We start from the raw sequence: 17,561 nt of genomic DNA on the forward strand, positions 1-17,561 counted from the left end.
TTCAAAGGTTTAGTTGAGGCCCACAGGATGTGGGTCACTCAGACGTTGCCGCAGGATGCGGCGTACTTAGTCTAAGTTCATTGAATCAGGTTCGTAGTGTCGCTTGACCGAAGCGAAGAGGAGGTATTAGCGACAGTAGAACGGGACTAACAATCAGTGGGGGATGACCCCCCCACTGATTGAAGTTTCCCTTTATTGTCGGTGTAGCTTTACTTCAATATTCATCGTTGTGTAGAAGAAAATTTCAACGACTTCAAGCCGGTAGCTTTTCTTGTTTATTTCAATGACTTTGTTTTCGACCGACTTTTTCAAAAGGTTTTTGCTTTTATAAACGGTTTCAACTTCTTTTGCGATCAAAGAGGTTAAATCGTCTTCAATGACATCTTCCGCCTCAGCCACACTTAGTAAATCAAGATGATATTGCTTGCCGTTTAAAACAACTACCTTCACATCTTCAATCAGAAGCTTTTTCTCAGCTTCTTTATTCAATCGATTATAATCTTTTTCCCATATTTCAATTTTAGCCGACATATCATGAATGGTCTGACTTTGCTTATGAATTTTATTGATTTGTTTTTCTTGAAGTACGCCATGCATATATAGAAAAACAAACCAGCTGATCAGCGCTCCAATGACTACACCGACAAAGAAGCGCTGCCAAGTGGATTTTCGATAAAGTGGGGGAATTCTCATGATGAAATCTCACCTTGTGTAAACCACATAATTAGTAATGATCCAGTCTTGGCACCACCCATTGCCGAAAGAATCAGGAGAAATTGCTTGAAAATATCCTTGGTTGCTCCCTCGAACATGCCGCGTTCAAATGAATAAACTGTATCAAAAGTTCCGCCAATGGCCGCGATAATTGCCCAAATCCGTAATGAACCCGCAAGATTTCTAATGATCGTCAAAGGTGCTTGTCCGGTGAAAAATGCTGCCAGTCCGCCAATTAATGCTCCTCCAAGTAATACGCCGAGAGAAATAAAATAACTGTTAATAAATGCAGGAAAAAAAGCTTCTTTCATTTCCATCACCCTTATACGTTTAATTCTTCATATTTATTTATATGGACAAAGTAAACCTGATATGATAAAGAAAAATCTTTTAAGAGCATTGTTCAGACAGCTAATATGTGTCAACTTAGGATTTATGCGTACGGAATGGGAACGAATTTTCTTTTTGTCAGTTTAGCACTATACTATAAAGAAAAGATGCTTGATAAAGGTGGGAGAGAAACGTGTGTATTCACCTTCATATACAAAGTGCTTACAGCTTGCTAACAAGCACGATTAAATTAAACGAGCTCGTATCAAAAGCAAAGGCGAATGGATTTACGAGCTTAGCGTTGACTGATAGAAATGTCATGTACGGGGCACCTTATTTTTATAAAGAATGTCTGAAACAAGGAATCAAACCGATCATAGGCTTGATTGCAGATATATTAGATGAACATGAAGCTTCCTTTCCGCTCCTGTTACTTGCCAAAGATAACCAAGGCTATTCCAATCTGCTCAAAATCAGCTCCGCGATTCAAACCAAGTCACAGACAGGATTGCCGATAAAATGGCTCAAGGCGTATTCAGCTGGCTTACTTGCCATTTCCCCTGGTAATGAAGGCAAGATTGAATCTATGCTCGCAGAAGGGAAAATAGAGGAAGCGAAAGAATCAGTTGCTATGTATCAACGGATATTTGGGATGGACTCTTTTTATCTGTCTTTACAACGCCTTTTGACAACGGGACAAGACGAAGAGAATAGTCGGATCGTCACGTTTGCTAAAGAAATCAATATCGCTGTTGTTGCAACGAATCCTGTTTTTTATTTAGAAAAAAACGATGCGTTAGCCCAAGAAGTGTTGCTTGCCATAAAAAATGGCAGCAAGCTTTCTGATGAAGACAGAATGACATTGCCTTCACAGGAATACTACTTAAAAAATGCCGAGCAAATGACCGAGCTTTTTCGTGATGTACCAGACATCCTAGAAAACACAATAAAAATTGCAGAGAGCTGTCATGTAGAAATCCCGTTCAATCGTTCGTTATTGCCCAAATTCCCTGTTCCGAATGATCTAACGGCTGATGACATGCTGGAACAAATTTGCTTAGAAGGGCTGAAACAGAAAAGACCAGATATGCCTAGCGAATATATTGAACGTCTTCATTATGAGCTTCAGGTTATTAAAACAATGAAGTTTAGTGATTACTTTCTCATTGTGTGGGATTTTATGGGGTTTGCCAAAAAGCAAGGAATTCTGACAGGGCCTGGAAGGGGATCTTCGGCAGGGTCAATGGTTGCGTATGTTTTATCGATAACCACTGTCGATCCGATTGAGCATCGTCTTTTATTCGAACGTTTTTTAAATCCAGAGCGAGTAACGATGCCGGATATTGATATTGACTTTCCAGATAATCGTCGTGATGAAGTGATTGCCTATGTGGCTCGGAAATATGGAGAACTTCATGTTGCTCAAATTATTACCTTTGGGACGCTTGCTGCAAAAGCCGCTCTCCGCGATACGGGAAGGGTATTCGGGTTGAATTCGAAAGAGCAGGAAGCACTTTCGAAAACAATACCTGCGAAACTTGGGATTACGTTAAAGCAAGCGTATGCCGAGTCAAAAGGGTTACGCGAATTTGTCGATTCGAGTGAGCTTAACCGAAGTTTGTATGATACGGCGATAAAGCTCGAAGGACTACCGCGACATACATCCACTCATGCGGCCGGTGTTGTGATAAGTGATCAGCCACTAACAGAAAACATCGCGATCCAAGCAGGCCATGATGGCATCCATCTGACTCAGTTTCCGATGGATGTGCTCGAGGAAATTGGTCTGTTGAAAATGGATTTTCTCGGTCTGCGCAATTTAACGCTTATTGACAATATCATCAAATCAATCAAGAAAGGGACAGGGCGCAAAATCGATATGGCTACCATTCCTCTTCAGGATGAGAAGACGTTTGCCCTTTTAAGTAAAGGTGAGACAACTGGAATTTTCCAATTTGAATCAGAAGGTATTACGAAAGTACTCGTACGTTTACAGCCGTCTCGATTTGAAGATATTGTCGCCGTAAATGCTTTGTATCGCCCTGGCCCTATGGATAATATTCCGCTTTTCATTGAACGGAAGCATGGTTTGGCATCTATTGACTATGCGCACAATGATTTACAAGACATTTTGCAAGATACATACGGTGTTATCGTCTACCAAGAGCAAATTATGCAAATTGCATCTAAACTTGCCGGGTTTTCATTGGGCGAGGCAGATCTTTTACGTAGAGCTGTTTCAAAAAAGAAAAAGGAAATTCTTGATCAAGAGCGAAATCATTTTGTAAGTGGATCTGTAAAGCAGGGATATCGGGCAGAGATTGCACATGACATTTACGATATGATCGTCCGCTTTGCAAACTATGGATTTCCAAGAAGCCATGCGGTTGCCTATAGTTTCATTGCCTACCAGCTCGCTTATTTGAAAGCCCATTACCCGACATATTTTATGGCAGCACTGTTGACATCTGCCATAGGCAATGATGATAAAATCGCCCAATATATTAGGGAAGCAAAGAAGAAAGAAATGGTCATCCTTCCTCCTTCTATTAATAAAAGTTTTTACGCATTTACATCGGAGAAGGATGGGATCCGCTATAGTCTTGCTGCAATCAAAAGCGTCGGCGGAGCGATACTGAAGGAAATTTTTGCAGCTAGGAAAGAAAAAACCTTTCAGGATATCTTTGATTTTTGCTTGCGTGTTTCCATGAGCGTTGTGAACCGTAAAGTCATTGAAATGCTTATACTTGCTGGGGCATTTGACGAATTTGAGGTGGACCGGGCAACATTACTTGCAAGCCTTGATGTAGCCATTGATCATTCTGAGTTAGTCAATCCAAACGATGGCGATTTTGACTTATTCTTTAACAGCGAGTTCTCACTCAAACCGAAATATGTTCAAGTTGATCCCATTCGATTAGAAGATAAGCTTATTTTTGAGAAAAAGGCTCTTGGCTTGTACTTGTCCGATCATCCAGTCATAGGATATAAAGTTCTCTTTCGATACTTTGGGGCTGTATCCATTGACGAAGCCGTTGTTAAAAAAGAGAATAAAGTGCTAATTGGGGTTTATATCTCTTCTGTGAAGGCCATACGTACGAAGAAAGGTGAAGTGATGGTGTTTCTAGGGCTAAATGATGAGGCTGGTGAGTTAGAAGCGGTTGTGTTTCCAAATGTGTATAAAACATGTTCAGAGAACTTAATAAATGAGGGCATCGTCATGGTTCAAGGCCGTATTGAGGAACGTAATGGGAAAACGCAAATGATTATTGATGAAGTGTACCCATTAGACGTCTTGAAAGAAATGAAAGCAGAATCGACTTCGCGTTTATTTATTAAGATCCCGAAAGAAAAACAAACAAATGATACACTTAGGAAAGTTAAACAGACATTGGTCAAGCACAAAGGAATGACAAAAGTCATGCTGTATTATGAAAGCGAAAACCGTTATGTTCAACTTTCTTTATGGGATTGGGTCACGCCAAACGAGGCATTAATGCAGCAATTAGAGGGAATTATCGGAAAAGAAAACGTCATTCTAAAACAAGAATAAATGTTTACATCAGTACTAGATATGTTATATTGTAAGAAGCCTAATGTGGTCAGACCACTTAAAATGTATGGGAAAATTGCCTAATTCTATCCGAACTAGTTCAAGGAGTGAATACATTGACATTAAGAGAAGAAGCGCTGCATATGCATAGTGTCCATAAGGGAAAGCTTGAAACGGTTTCAAAAGTCCCGGTCCGAAATGCGGAAGATTTAAGTTTAGCTTATTCGCCAGGTGTTGCTGAGCCATGCAAAGAAATCTATGACAAACCAGAAACTGTATATGATTATACAATGAAGGGAAACATGGTAGCTGTCGTTTCCGATGGGACAGCTGTACTTGGTTTGGGGAATATTGGACCTGAAGCAGCTTTGCCGGTTATGGAAGGTAAAGCACTCCTTTTCAAGAGTTTCGCCGGTGTCGATGCATTCCCTATTTGTTTAAAAACTACGGATGTTGAAAAAATCATAGAAACAGTAAAACTTCTTGAACCTACGTTTGGTGGAGTGAATCTAGAGGATATTGCAGCTCCCAATTGTTTCGTTATTGAAGAAAGACTGAAGAAAGAAACGAATATTCCAGTTTTTCATGATGATCAACATGGAACAGCAATCGTAACAGTGGCAGGTCTTGTTAATGCTCTAAAAATCGTAGGTAAGTCCATGACAGAAATTAAAGTAGTGGCAAGTGGTGCTGGAGCTGCTGGAATTGCTATTATTAAACTTTTATATAATTATGGAGTTCGTGACATTATTATGTGTGATTCCAAAGGCGCTATTTTTCAAGGACGCAAATATGGCATGAATGACGTGAAAGATCAAGTTGCACAAGTGACAAACCGTTTTAAAGTCGAAGGACCACTTGAAGAGGTAATCAAGGGTGCCGATGTATTTATTGGTGTGTCGGTTGCAGGTGCACTTAACTCAAGAATGGTCGCTTCAATGAATACGGATCCGATCATTTTTGCGATGGCAAACCCGGATCCAGAAATCATGCCGGCACTTGCTAAAGCAGCTGGAGCAAAAGTCGTCGGAACAGGCCGCTCTGATTTTCCGAACCAAGTCAATAATGTCCTTGCATTTCCTGGAATATTCCGCGGAGCATTAGATGTCCGTGCGACGCATATCAATGAAAAAATGAAAGAGGCAGCCGTTGAAGCGATCGCTGGTTTAATTAAGGAAGAGGAGCTTCAACCCGATTATGTGATTCCTGCAGCTTTTGATGAAAGGGTAGCGCCAGAAGTGGCAGCTGCTGTTGCGAAAGCCGCGATGGAAACAGGTGTAGCGAGAAGAACAGTAGATCCAGAAGACGTGAAGAAAAAAACGAGAAGGCTTGCCATTATTGGAAAGAGTGAAGAATGAATGAGTTGAACAAATCAACACCTTCAACAAAGCTTTATCTAGAGATTGTCGAGAAGCTTAGACAAATGATAGAATCAGATGGTCTAGTTTCTGGAGATAAGATTCCTTCTGAACGTGAATTATCAGAGCGCCTTAATGCGGGTCGATCTTCCATTCGTGAGGCTTTAAGGGCACTGGAACTTCTCGGATTAATTGAAACTCGCAGGGGAGAAGGCACATTCATTAGAGATTACCAGGATCACAATCTCATTAAGCTATTAGGTACCTTTTTTTTGCAAGATCCAAAGGTGAAGCAGGATTTGGCTGAAACGAAGGAGTATTTAGAGATCAGTTGTATCCGAAATGTGATTTCGTCTACATCTGAACAAGAATTGCAGCATTTTCTAATCTGGGCAACTGAACAAGAATTTAGTGACGATGAATTTTTCACTAAGTTGGTTGCTTTAAATAGCAACTTTTTAATGGAAAGAATATGGACGATCGTGAATAGCTATGCAAAAGCTGCGAATCAAGTAATCGAAGCAATTGGATATGATTCATACATTCGATTTGTCCATTTGATGATAGAACGGAATACAAATCAAGCGATTTCTCATTATTTGAAGAATATCAGAAAAATATCAAATAATAAATGACAAGATTTTCATTCAGCCTCTGCTAAAGTGAGTGTTTAAAAAGGAGGATAAAAAGAGCCGAGAAGTTCGAGGAGCGATCGTCTCAACCTTTCGCGTATGGAGTAATACGTGAGGACCGGAGAGGCAAAGCGACGAAGAAATTCGCAAGCTTTTTTACCGGACTTTTTGAACAACCTCTTAAAGTAGAGGACATGCATAAGGGGCAGAGAATTGCCGGTAAGGGAGGATTCATCTTGCTTAAAGATCTTTTTACGAAAACTAAAAAGAAGAAATATGCCACGATACCGTCTGATCGTGATCAACAAGATGTACCGGAAGGGTTAATGACCAAATGTTCCGGATGTAAAAAAATTATGTACACAAAAGAGCTTCAAAAAAATAATAAAGTCTGTATTCATTGCGGGTATCATCACCAAATGACCGCATATGAACGAATCGAAAGTTTATTTGAAGCCGGCAGCTTTACTGAATTAGACCGAAATATGCTGTCAGTTAATCCGCTCGGATTTCCAGATTATCTGGAGAAAATAGAGAAAGATAAACGAAAAGCGAATATGAATGAAGCAGTCGTCACAGGTACTGGGAAAATTGAAGGCTACGAAGTGGCAGTTGCCATCATGGATTCACATTTCCGTATGGGCAGCATGGGTTCAGTTGTTGGCGAGAAAATAACAAGAGCGATTGAAAAAGCAGGCGAATTAAACATTCCCTTCATTATTTTCACGGCATCAGGAGGCGCACGTATGCAAGAAGGCATCTTAAGTCTTATGCAAATGGCGAAAACGAGTGCTGCTTTAAAAATGTTCAGTGAGGATGGCGGACTAATCGTATCAATTATGACGCATCCGACAACCGGTGGTGTTTCTGCGAGTTTTGCCTCGTTAGGAGACATAAATCTGGCAGAACCTGGAGCATTGATTGGCTTTGCTGGTCGTCGAATTATTGAACAAACGATCCATGAAGAGCTACCTGAGGATTTTCAAACATCAGAATTTTTGATGAAGCATGGTCAATTAGATGCCGTTATTTCTCGGACTGAATTAAAAGAAAAACTAGTGAATATATTGAAAATCCATGTTCCAGGTGGTGAATGGGTATGATAGGTGATTTAGAATTTGAGCGCCCAATTACGGATCTTCGAAAAAAAATTGATGAGCTTAAAGAGCTAACAGAAACGGCAGATGTTGATTTAACAGCTGAAATTCAAAAACTCGAGAAACGTTTGGAAAGCCTCCAAGACGATATTTATAAAAATATGAAGCCTTGGGACCGGGTTCAAGTAGCAAGACATCCTGGCCGACCAACGACATTGGATTATATACCACAAATATTCAGTGACTTTCTAGAGTTGCATGGAGATCGTTATTATGGCGATGATGAAGCAATCGTTGGTGGGATTGCCACATTCGAAGGAATTCCTGTAACAGTTATTGGCCATCAACGTGGTAAGGATACGAAAGAAAATATCAGAAGGAATTTTGGTATGCCTCATCCTGAAGGCTATCGTAAGGCATTGAGACTAATGAAACAGGCTGAGAAGTTTCACCGTCCTGTCATTTGTTTTATTGATACAAAAGGTGCCTTTCCCGGAAAAGCTGCGGAAGAACGTGGGCAGAGTGAAGCGATTGCGAAAAATATTTTCGAAATGGCTGGCTTGAAAGTGCCAATTATTTGTATTGTTATAGGAGAAGGTGGAAGCGGCGGCGCACTTGCACTTGGTGTAGGCGATCGAATTCTTATGCTTGAGAATTCAACGTATTCCGTTATCTCACCTGAAGGGGCAGCAGCATTGCTCTGGAAAGACGCCTCACAAGCAAAGCGAGCGGCTGAAACGATGAAAATTACTGCACCAGACTTATTCGGTCTTGGCATTGTTGATGAGATTATCCCGGAAGCTAAGGGGGGCGCTCATAAAAATGATTTAAAAGATCAAGCATCAGCCATTAAAGATAGCTTGAAACGTTCATTAAATGAATTATTGCCGCTTTCAACAGTTGAAATTGTTGACCAAAGATACATGAAATATAAAAAAATTGGGCAATACGAAATAGAAGAAGAACGAAATCTTGATCAGATTAAGTCTAGATAAAGTGAAACTTCCGTCAGTGGGTTTTTCACTGATGGTTAGTTAAACCAATCGGAGATTTACTTCAAAAAGCGAGGCGACTGCCCGCCTCGACAAGCATAAGATGGAGTGTGGCGTGGCGCAGTTTGCCACAGAGCATTACAGTTTATGACCTCGAGAGGCTAGGAGCCACAGCTAGATTAGGCTGCTCATCCCTATATAATTTTATGATTCTCTTACAAAATTTGAGTGGGAGATATTACAGCCTGTTAAACCTGGAGAAGTTCATAATCTTCTTGTATTCCTTTTTCGATTGATGATGGATCGATTGAAAACTCGCCGAATAAAACAGGCGAGTTTTATTTTGCTGATTTCATAGGAAGTTTCTGTAGTAATTCTTTGAGGTAACATAGAATATTATGAAAATTTCGTCCCTTTAAATGTGGTATATGATGAAAATGCTTATTATTTTTAATTAATTAGGAAATAATGAAGAATGGCACAAAAATAGTTTACGAAAGAAGATAACTATTCTAAAATGGATTGTTGGGGTATCTTTTACTTCAATTCATAAGCGAAATCATGTAGTCTTGAATTATTGAGCTACTAATAATGAATAGGTAACAAATTCTATTCAAATTAGTAAATGAGACATGTCAAAGAGGTGATAGAATTTGAAGAAAATTGGTGTACTTACAAGTGGTGGAGACGCTCCAGGAATGAATGCAGCAATTCGTGCAGTTGTTCGGAAAGCGATATATCATAATATTGAAGTGTATGGGATTTCTCGAGGCTATCAAGGGTTAATTGAAGGAGATATTCGCAAGATGGAAATTGGCTCTGTTGGCGATATCATCCATCGTGGCGGAACAATGCTACGTTCAGCTCGCTGTCTGGAATTTAAAACAGAAGAAGGCCAGTTAAAAGGGATTGAACAATTGAAGAAGCATGGCATCGAGGGTCTTGTTGTCATTGGTGGTGATGGTTCGTATCAAGGCGCACAGGCTTTGACAAAACGAGGCTATCCTTGTGTAGGTGTACCGGGCACAATTGATAATGATATTCCTGGTACAGATTTCACAATTGGTTTTGATACCGCACTGAATACAGTCATTGATGCGATTGATAAAATTCGTGATACGGCAACTTCCCATGAAAGAACATATGTAGTCGAAGTAATGGGTAGAAACGCTGGAGATATTGCCTTATGGGCAGGTCTTGCCGGTGGTGCAGAAACCATTCTATGTCCAGAGCACCAGCATGACATAGATGAATTAACCGCAAAATTAAAGCGTGGACAAGAACGTGGTAAAAAGCATAGTATTATCATTGTTGCTGAAGGTGTAGGAAGTGCTGTAGATATTGCCAGAGAAATTGAACAGACCACGGGTTTTGATACTCGGCTAACCGTGTTAGGCCATGTTCAACGTGGAGGTTCACCAACAGCGAATGATCGTGTGTTAGCAAGTAGATTAGGAGCACTTGCTGTGGAACTTTTAATGGATGGTCAAGGCGGTCGAGCGGTAGGAATCGTTGCCAATCAATTGGTCGATTATGATATCAATGAAACGTTAGTTAAAAATCATACAATTGATCAAAAAATGTATAAACTTTCAGAAGAATTATCGATTTAATTTTTAGTTAATAACAGGAGGGGTAGAATCAACATGCGTAAAACAAAAATAGTATGTACGATCGGTCCAGCAAGTGAAAGTGTAGAAAAATTAACCCAGTTGATTGAAGCTGGTATGAACGTGGCTCGTCTGAATTTTTCCCATGGAGATCACGAGGAACACGGAGCTCGAATTAAAAACATTCGTGAAGCGGTTAAAACAACAGGAAAACCTGTAGCGATTTTATTAGATACAAAAGGTCCTGAAATCCGTACGCATAGTATGGAAAACGGCGCACTTGAATTAAAAGCTGGTTCAAACATTATCGTATCTATGACAGAAGTTTTAGGTACGGAAGAAAAGTTTTCCATTTCATATGAAGGCTTAATTAACGACGTTGAAGTCGGTTCAAAAATTCTATTGGATGATGGTTTAATTGGTCTTGAAGTAACGGAAATTGATCATACAAATAAGGAACTACATACAAAAATTTTGAACACAGGAACGCTGAAAAATAAAAAAGGCGTAAACGTACCAGGCGTATCCGTAAATCTTCCAGGAATGACTGAGAAAGATGAAAGTGACATTCTTTTCGGAATTGAACAAGATGTTGATTTCATTGCGGCTTCATTTGTTCGCCGAGCATCAGATGTACTGGGAATTCGTGAATTGCTACAAAAAAATAAAGATTGTTCGATTCAAATCATTCCTAAAATTGAAAACCAAGAAGGCGTCGATAATATCGATGAAATCTTAGAAGTTTCTGATGGTTTAATGGTTGCAAGGGGAGATTTAGGTGTTGAAATCCCTGCGGAAGAAGTGCCACTCGTTCAAAAGCAATTAATTAAAAAATGCAATATGGTTGGAAAACCGGTTATTACGGCAACGCAAATGCTTGATTCTATGCAACGTAATCCACGTCCGACACGTGCAGAAGCAAGTGACGTGGCCAATGCGATTTTCGATGGTACAGATGCTATCATGCTTTCTGGTGAAACGGCAGCAGGAACTTATCCAGTTGAAGCTGTTCAAACGATGCATAATATTGCTTCACGCGCTGAAACTGCTCTTAACTACCAAGATATTTTATCGCAAAGAAGTAAAGACAGTAAACGTACAGTTACAGATGCTATTGGCCGATCAGTAGCTCATACAGCACTGAATATGGATGCTGGCGCAATCATTGCACCAACAGAAAGCGGTCATACAGCACGTATGATTTCTAAATATCGTCCAAAAGCACCGATTATTGCTGTTACATTCGATGAGCATGTATCACGTAAATTAGCACTTGTTTGGGGTGTTTACCCACAAGTCGGAAAACAATGTGAAACAACGGATGATATGCTTGAAAATGCTGTTGAAGTAAGCTTAAATTCTGGACTAGTTCAACATGGCGATCTTGTTGTAATTACTGCAGGTGCAGTTGGTGAAGCAGGGACTACGAATTTGATGAAGGTTCATGTTTTGGGCGAAGTTCTTCTTAAAGCTCAAGGGATTGGCCGCAAAACTTCAAATGGGAACGTAGTCGTTGCAAAAACGGCAGCAGAAGCACTTGAAAAAGTAACAGAAGGATCTGTTCTCGTAACAATTGGATCTGATCGAGATATGATGCCTGCTATTGAAAAATGTTCAGCACTTATTACAGAAGAAGGCGGATTAACTAGCCACGCAGCAGTTGTAGGTGTGAATTTAGGAATTCCTGTGATTGTAGGAGCGGATAACGCAACATCGATCTTTAAGGATGGTCAACACGTAACAGTTGATGCTAGCCGCGGCGTTGTTTATGAAGGTCAAGCAAGCGTACTTTAATTCGTACTAAAAGGAAAACATTAAAAAGGCCAGCCCTCACATTCTGTGAGAGCTGGCCCTTTAGTTTGTTTTTTCACTGAATGCTACCACTACTTATAAACGTTTACCTATGATAAATGTGGTACTCAATTTTTAAAAAAGGGATGGAAAAAATCCACATGATATGATTGGCGACAAGGATGCCGTCTATAGTTTCTTTAACATGAAATTGTTCTTCAATTGGCAGTTTGACTAGCCAATGTTTGATGGCTACATAGATGCCAGAATCAGCATTCGGTGTCTGAACTTTTTTACTGGATAGCTGCAATTCGTTGCCAATTTGGTTCAGCTCAAGAATGCCGATCATTGCCGACCATGGTAGTGGCAGGGAAATATTCATGTAGGTTCTAGCGTCCTTTTCATGAGATGAATAAAGAGCAACAAAGACGACCTCTCCATTGATTTTTCGAACCCAGGCTCTCGTATTAATGCGTCCATCCTTGTCGTCGCTAATCGCTTGGATTTCACCTGTCATTTCTATTTGCTGACTTGAAAGAGGCAGATCGATTTGTTTAACAGATCTACTTATTAATCGATAGATAATGGCAAACGGCTTAAACCATGCTTGCCATTTAACTTTAGCAAATAACCTATAATCATTCGTGTTTTCATAAAAATCAACGATTCTAGGTGCTAATGTTTGACGGTTGATGTCTGGTTCGTACAAACTCATATCATTAACTAACCCCTGATATTGGTTGTTTTTCACGATTTCAGCAAGGATGTTTTCGCCAATTACGCGCTTTCCCCTGATCTTACTGATTGGAAATGTCCATTTTATTATCTTTGCTGAAGGAATGGAAAGTGACCAGCCTATAATGCCTGTTAAAGCAAATACAATAGCATTAATAATACCGTGAAAACGGAGCATGAAGTCGATGCTGATAGAATGAGAGCCAAATAGATTTCCTGAAGCATACAATAAGGAAAATAATATCGTTATGCCTAAAGCCGCAAAAGATAAGCAGACGAGCCCCTTCTGTAATGATCTTGAAAAGGGTGCTCGGCAGGATATGTGAATCAACCCATAAATTCCGATCATATAGGCGATAACCGATAGAAGTTCAATCACTGTTGAGAAAGTAATACCAAGAGCCACAATCATAGGAGCAAGGAGGATGATGCTTGCAATCAGACTATATGACCGCGGTTTATAGACTCTCCCTAGAAAACCGACAAAAACCGGCAGTAAAAAGGCGGAATAATGAAAGTGAATCGCCGTTAGCCATGTCAGCATGGGCGTAAATCCAGTGTCGATGTTGGCTGTAGAAGCAAAAAACCAAAAGCCGCCCATTACTAAATAAATCATCGCCAGATTAATCGAAAATTCCTCTATATGCGTAAAGCCACTCATTAAGAAACGACTTAAACCATATAAAGCAATAACAAAGGTAAACAATAAGTAAATCGCTGCAAACAAAACGTCCCATTCGGTATTTGTTATGAGTTGGATGAGGGCGATGGACAGATAAGCAGGGATTGAAATATAGGGATAAAATTTCGAAAACCAATCTCCTTTAATCATGACTAGCTTTAAAGTAAGGGGCACATAGACAATTTGTGCTACTGTTAACAATAATACATGCCATGGACCTTTACTGAAAATAAGGACAAGCAAGAATAGAGTAATCGGCAGTAAGGTTTTAAGAATGTTCATTTGGTGTAAATTCTCCTTCATACGCGAAAAGCAGGCCGATTAGCGGATTACGTACCGTAACTTTTATCGAAAAGACTTTCCGTTCTTCTATATATGCCTCCGTTACGGTTGCTAGCCCTTGTAAAAACTTTGGTACAGGGATTTCTAGCGATCCCAAAACAAGACGTTGATCTTGTGATTCAATTCGTACTTCTCCATTTTGTGAAACATGAAACGAAAGATCCGAGTAAACACGGCTAGGCTCCCCTAAATAATCCTTAATAACAAGTCGTTCATGATCCAAACTCATGAGTGCATTGAAAAATCGTTTCTTCCCTTCAAAATAAAAAATACGTTCCCAATGAATTTGTTCTTCGCCATTTTTGCCAATTTTAGCCGTGTTCACAATTGAAAAAGGAATACATTGACCGTGCTCTGGGAATAATAGCTTCCATTTTATCCCCAACAAGAAAAAAGGGTAAAGCCATTTTGGTCCACCTTTTATCGTTTTCATTACACCGTATGCTTGAAACGGTTTTTTTGCAGAAATATCATACCTCTTTTGCAGCATAGGATGGAGTGCATCAAATTCATTTCCAAGTACTTTTTTATATATAGACATGCTAATCTCCTAATCTCTTTCTCTTTGTCGCTTACAACTTGTAGCAGAAGGAATATCTTTGCTTAGTAGAAATCCAATAATGGAAAGCGTGAGTAAACTCAAATTGAAGGTGAGTGGATTAAAAGGGTGAATTAAATAATCTCGCTCAGCCAATATTGCTCCGAAAGTAAGCAATGGAAAAATGATGATTTGTAGACCAAAAAGCTTTCGTTTGTTTTGATAAAACAGCCAAATGAAACCAAAGAGTACTTCAAAAATTCCAATGAAGCTGATTGTCCACTCTGCTTGATTTGTAATGAATGGCAGTCCTTTTTGAATCAACGATAATTCCTCTGGATGTTTGTAGAGCAATTTCGGAATCAGTCCATGATACGTCCAGACGATAAAGAAAAGAAAGCAAATCAACCAACTGCTAAAAAAACGAATATATTGCGTTGCTGGTGTTTCCCCTTTTTCAAGCCATCTTTTCAGCACGTCAAAGCTAAGTGCAGTCGCCCAGCCAATCAGTGGCCGAAATAGAAAACGATCGAAGACATGACCAATACGACCGAAATTTACATTATATGTATACTGAGTTAAGAAAGTAATGGAATCTTTTTTTGGCTTATACTGCCAATAGCCATTGCCTTCTTTAATGATGGAGATTGAATCATCTGTTCCAAAATGTAACGATGATGTTCTTGCCCCATCTTTCCCAGAATGTGATCCTACAGTTGCGCCCCAGCCTTCGATACTCCATCCAGGCACGATCTTTGTTTGATAGGAAAACTTTTGTGGCTCGTTTTCTTCACTTGGTAAATAGGTAATGGAAGAAAATCGAAGATCCCATTGCTCGTGAAGGCTTGGTGTTTGTGTTGCCTCCCATAGCTTGTCCATCTCTGAATCGACATCAATTTCAACATAGATTGGCTTAGCGCTCATTGATCTCACCTCTAATTGTAGCTTATCATAATTTAAAGGTAATTTAGGGAAAAATAGGAATTTTTTATTAGGTAATTTACAAAAAAAACTTAGGTTTGTAAATGAATCATAATTAATTGTAAATAAATGATTAAAAGTCTGATAATCACTTTTCTGAATAGTAAAATTATAATAGCAGAAAGAAGATTTACGTTGGAGGAATCCATTTTATCGTAGCTGTGACTAAGAGTGTGATTGTTCTTCATTGGATTGCTTATCCGCTTTAGATGATCAGCAAGTCCTAACAATTACTATAGTGTAGTCAGTAAAGAAATAGGAGGTATATTTGAATGGGGAAAATGTCCACACCCGAAAGAAGTTGGGCCTTGTATGATTGGGCAAATTCGGCGTATTCGATTGTTGTCGTCACAGCCATCTTTCCCTTATATTTTAAAGCATCTGCGAGTGAAGCTGGTATTGCGGCATCTTCATCAACTGCTTATTGGGGATATGCTAATTCAATTGCTACACTTCTAGTCTCGATTTTGGCACCGTTACTCGGAACGATCGCCGACTTTAAAGGCTTTAAAAAACGTTTCTTTACTTTTTTCGCATCATTAGGTGTAATTTTTACGCTGATGTTATCCGTTGTCCCGAACAATCAATGGCTTATTTTATTGGGATGCTTTATATTGACGTCCATCGGCTTTGCGGGAGCGAATATCTTTTATGATGCTTTTCTTGTCGATGTTACAGACAAAGAAAGAATGCATCGAGTTTCTGCGAATGGATATGCATTAGGGTATATTGGCAGTACAATTCCATTCGTTATCAGCATTGCTTTCATTATTTTAGCCCAACAAGAAATCATGCCGATTTCTGTGACGGTAGCTAGCCAGATTGCCTTTGTTATTACAGCTTTATGGTGGGGTCTATTCACTATTCCAATGCTGAAAAACGTGGAGCAGAAATATTATGTGGACCGTGTACGACATCCTGTCGCAACGAGCTTTAAAAAACTGTTCCTCACTTTGAAAAATATCAAAGCGTATCGTGCATTATTTATCTTCCTTTTGGCTTATTTCTTTTACATTGATGGTGTGCATACGATTATTACGATGTCTACAGCATATGGGTCTGATTTAGGGCTCGATGCTACGACGCTTTTAATTGTCTTATTCGTTACTCAAATCATTGCCGCTCCTTTTTCGATGCTGTTTGGAAAGCTGTCTGATCGATTTAATGAAAAAAGAATGATTGCAGTCGGAATTCTAGTTTATATCTTCATCTGTATTTACGCCTATTTCTTAGAGACCGCACTCGATTTTTGGATTCTTGCGATACTTGTCGGGACATCACAAGGTGGCGTGCAAGCTTTGAGCCGCTCTTATTTTGCCAAGCTAATTCCAAAAGAATCTTCCAATGAATTCTTTGGTTTTTATAATATCTTCGGTAAATTCGCAGCCATAATAGGCCCAGTGTTAGTTGGAGCGACCGCTCAAATTACTGGCAATACAAATAGTGGCGTCTTCAGTCTGATTATCTTATTCGTCATAGGGGGTATCTTGTTGCTTCGTGTACGAGAAGACGGTGAGCCTGTTTCTACAACGATTTCTAGTTGATGAACGAGATCTCCAAAGGGGCTGACCGCGCACTCTAAATCGGAATGTAGTGTTTCTCACTTGTCCCATCCTGTATTTAGTTGTTGCGGGGTCTGATCCTTTACTTGAGACATCTGTGAGTAGTTATAGTTAATATTTCATCTCATTTACAGTATAATAAACCTACAGACACCAAAAATGGACTGTGCTGGAGGAATGTTATTTGAAGTATATAATATCTAGTTTACTTGCACTTACCGTTGTTGAAATTGTCGTCCTTTTAATGGTTGGGAAAATAATAGGTGTTGGTGGAACGCTTGTTTTGGTGATAGGCACTGGAATTATCGGTGTTTTATTGGCAAAAAAACAGGGGATCGAAACATTGAAAAAAGCTCAGGAACAAATGAAATATGGTGAAGTTCCCGGATTTGAAATTGTAGATGGAATATGTATTTTACTAGGCGGTCTCTTTTTACTGCTACCAGGCTTTGTATCTGACTTGATCGGTCTATTGTTAGTGCTACCATTCACACGTTCACTTATTAAACCTGGTATTTTTAGATATATTAGAAACCGCATGCACCGTATGAACCGAGGAAAAGTAACGATTATTAGATAAAGTGAAACTTCCATCAGTGGTTTTTTTCACTGATGGTTAGTTGAACCAATCGGGGTTTTACAGG

Annotated in this window: 14 protein-coding genes; 9 read left to right on the plus strand and 5 right to left on the minus strand. The window is 39.5% G+C overall.

The window, feature by feature from the left end:
• Nucleotides 1-192: 192 nt before the first annotated feature.
• Nucleotides 193-693, minus strand: a complete 501-nt coding sequence (ytrI, locus tag ACIQZI_RS02740) for a sporulation membrane protein YtrI (RefSeq protein ID WP_403069091.1) — start codon at nucleotides 691-693, stop codon at nucleotides 193-195.
• The gene (gene ytrH, locus ACIQZI_RS02745; RefSeq protein ID WP_062176819.1) at nucleotides 690-1,031 is read right to left on the minus strand and encodes a sporulation membrane protein YtrH; all 342 of its coding nucleotides are present in this window, start codon (nucleotides 1,029-1,031) and stop codon (nucleotides 690-692) included. Before ytrH ends, ytrI begins: the two co-directional genes overlap by 4 nt.
• A 206-nt stretch (nucleotides 1,032-1,237) precedes the next feature.
• Here ytrH and dnaE point away from each other — a divergent pair, with 206 nt between their 5' ends.
• From dnaE to pyk, 7 genes are all read left to right on the plus strand, one after another.
• On the plus strand, nucleotides 1,238-4,597 hold the full coding sequence (gene dnaE, locus ACIQZI_RS02750; RefSeq protein ID WP_403069094.1) for a DNA polymerase III subunit alpha: 3,360 nt from the start codon (nucleotides 1,238-1,240) through the stop codon (nucleotides 4,595-4,597).
• Nucleotides 4,598-4,713: 116 nt separating this feature from the next.
• Nucleotides 4,714-5,955, plus strand: a complete 1,242-nt coding sequence (gene ystJ, locus ACIQZI_RS02755) for an NADP-dependent malic enzyme (protein ID WP_403069097.1) — start codon at nucleotides 4,714-4,716, stop codon at nucleotides 5,953-5,955.
• Nucleotides 5,952-6,590 (plus strand): FadR/GntR family transcriptional regulator, encoded by a 639-nt coding sequence (locus ACIQZI_RS02760; RefSeq protein WP_403069100.1) that lies wholly within the window; start codon nucleotides 5,952-5,954, stop codon nucleotides 6,588-6,590. The genes ystJ and ACIQZI_RS02760 overlap by 4 nt, the downstream gene beginning before the upstream one ends.
• A 233-nt stretch (nucleotides 6,591-6,823) precedes the next feature.
• Entirely contained in the window at nucleotides 6,824-7,690 is an 867-nt protein-coding gene (gene accD / locus ACIQZI_RS02765) for an acetyl-CoA carboxylase, carboxyltransferase subunit beta (RefSeq protein ID WP_403069102.1), read from the plus strand.
• Complete coding sequence (gene accA / locus ACIQZI_RS02770; protein WP_403069105.1) at nucleotides 7,687-8,679, plus strand: acetyl-CoA carboxylase carboxyl transferase subunit alpha; 993 nt, start codon at nucleotides 7,687-7,689, stop codon at nucleotides 8,677-8,679. The genes accD and accA overlap by 4 nt, the downstream gene beginning before the upstream one ends.
• Before the next feature lie 650 nt (nucleotides 8,680-9,329).
• Nucleotides 9,330-10,289 (plus strand): 6-phosphofructokinase, encoded by a 960-nt coding sequence (gene pfkA / locus ACIQZI_RS02775; protein WP_403069108.1) that lies wholly within the window; start codon nucleotides 9,330-9,332, stop codon nucleotides 10,287-10,289.
• 33 nt (nucleotides 10,290-10,322) lie between these two features.
• A complete protein-coding gene (pyk, locus tag ACIQZI_RS02780) occupies nucleotides 10,323-12,080 on the plus strand; it encodes a pyruvate kinase (RefSeq protein WP_403069111.1) in 1,758 nt (585 codons plus the stop codon).
• Nucleotides 12,081-12,183: 103 nt separating this feature from the next.
• On the opposite strand, the gene ACIQZI_RS02785 is transcribed toward pyk, so the two are convergent.
• From ACIQZI_RS02785 to ACIQZI_RS02795, 3 genes are read right to left on the minus strand one after another with little or no spacing between them, the layout of a single operon-like run.
• Nucleotides 12,184-13,776 carry a YndJ family protein gene (locus ACIQZI_RS02785; protein WP_403069114.1) on the minus strand — a complete coding sequence of 531 codons (1,593 nt, stop codon included), beginning with the start codon at nucleotides 13,774-13,776 and terminating at the stop codon, nucleotides 12,184-12,186.
• Entirely contained in the window at nucleotides 13,763-14,377 is a 615-nt protein-coding gene (locus ACIQZI_RS02790; RefSeq protein WP_403069118.1) for a DUF4166 domain-containing protein, read from the minus strand. Before ACIQZI_RS02790 ends, ACIQZI_RS02785 begins: the two co-directional genes overlap by 14 nt.
• A 9-nt stretch (nucleotides 14,378-14,386) precedes the next feature.
• Nucleotides 14,387-15,298, minus strand: a complete 912-nt coding sequence (locus tag ACIQZI_RS02795; RefSeq protein WP_403069121.1) for a DoxX-like family protein — start codon at nucleotides 15,296-15,298, stop codon at nucleotides 14,387-14,389.
• Between the two features lie 329 nt (nucleotides 15,299-15,627).
• Here ACIQZI_RS02795 and ACIQZI_RS02800 point away from each other — a divergent pair, with 329 nt between their 5' ends.
• Both ACIQZI_RS02800 and ACIQZI_RS02805 read left to right on the plus strand, forming a co-directional pair.
• Nucleotides 15,628-16,899 (plus strand): MFS transporter, encoded by a 1,272-nt coding sequence (locus ACIQZI_RS02800; protein WP_403069124.1) that lies wholly within the window; start codon nucleotides 15,628-15,630, stop codon nucleotides 16,897-16,899.
• A gap of 202 nt (nucleotides 16,900-17,101) precedes the next feature.
• Entirely contained in the window at nucleotides 17,102-17,497 is a 396-nt protein-coding gene (locus tag ACIQZI_RS02805; RefSeq protein WP_403069127.1) for an FxsA family protein, read from the plus strand.
• The last annotated feature ends 64 nt before the right edge of the window (nucleotides 17,498-17,561 follow it).

The sequence above is a fragment of the Peribacillus sp. NPDC096379 genome (genome assembly GCF_044762875.1).
Taxonomy (GTDB): Bacteria; Bacillota; Bacilli; order Bacillales; family DSM-1321; genus Peribacillus.

Excerpts from the sequence above, each read along its gene's own strand:
- ytrI (WP_403069091.1), bottom strand. The coding sequence starts at position 693 with ATGAGAATTCCCCCACTTTATCGAAAATCCACTTGGCAGCGCTTCTTT.
- ytrH (WP_062176819.1), bottom strand. The coding sequence starts at position 1,031 with ATGGAAATGAAAGAAGCTTTTTTTCCTGCATTTATTAACAGTTATTTT.
- ACIQZI_RS02760 (WP_403069100.1), top strand. The coding sequence starts at position 5,952 with ATGAATGAGTTGAACAAATCAACACCTTCAACAAAGCTTTATCTAGAG.
- accA (WP_403069105.1), top strand. The coding sequence starts at position 7,687 with ATGATAGGTGATTTAGAATTTGAGCGCCCAATTACGGATCTTCGAAAA.
- pyk (WP_403069111.1), top strand. The coding sequence starts at position 10,323 with ATGCGTAAAACAAAAATAGTATGTACGATCGGTCCAGCAAGTGAAAGT.
- ACIQZI_RS02785 (WP_403069114.1), bottom strand. The coding sequence starts at position 13,776 with ATGAACATTCTTAAAACCTTACTGCCGATTACTCTATTCTTGCTTGTC.
- ACIQZI_RS02790 (WP_403069118.1), bottom strand. The coding sequence starts at position 14,377 with ATGTCTATATATAAAAAAGTACTTGGAAATGAATTTGATGCACTCCAT.
- ACIQZI_RS02795 (WP_403069121.1), bottom strand. The coding sequence starts at position 15,298 with ATGAGCGCTAAGCCAATCTATGTTGAAATTGATGTCGATTCAGAGATG.
- ACIQZI_RS02800 (WP_403069124.1), top strand. The coding sequence starts at position 15,628 with ATGGGGAAAATGTCCACACCCGAAAGAAGTTGGGCCTTGTATGATTGG.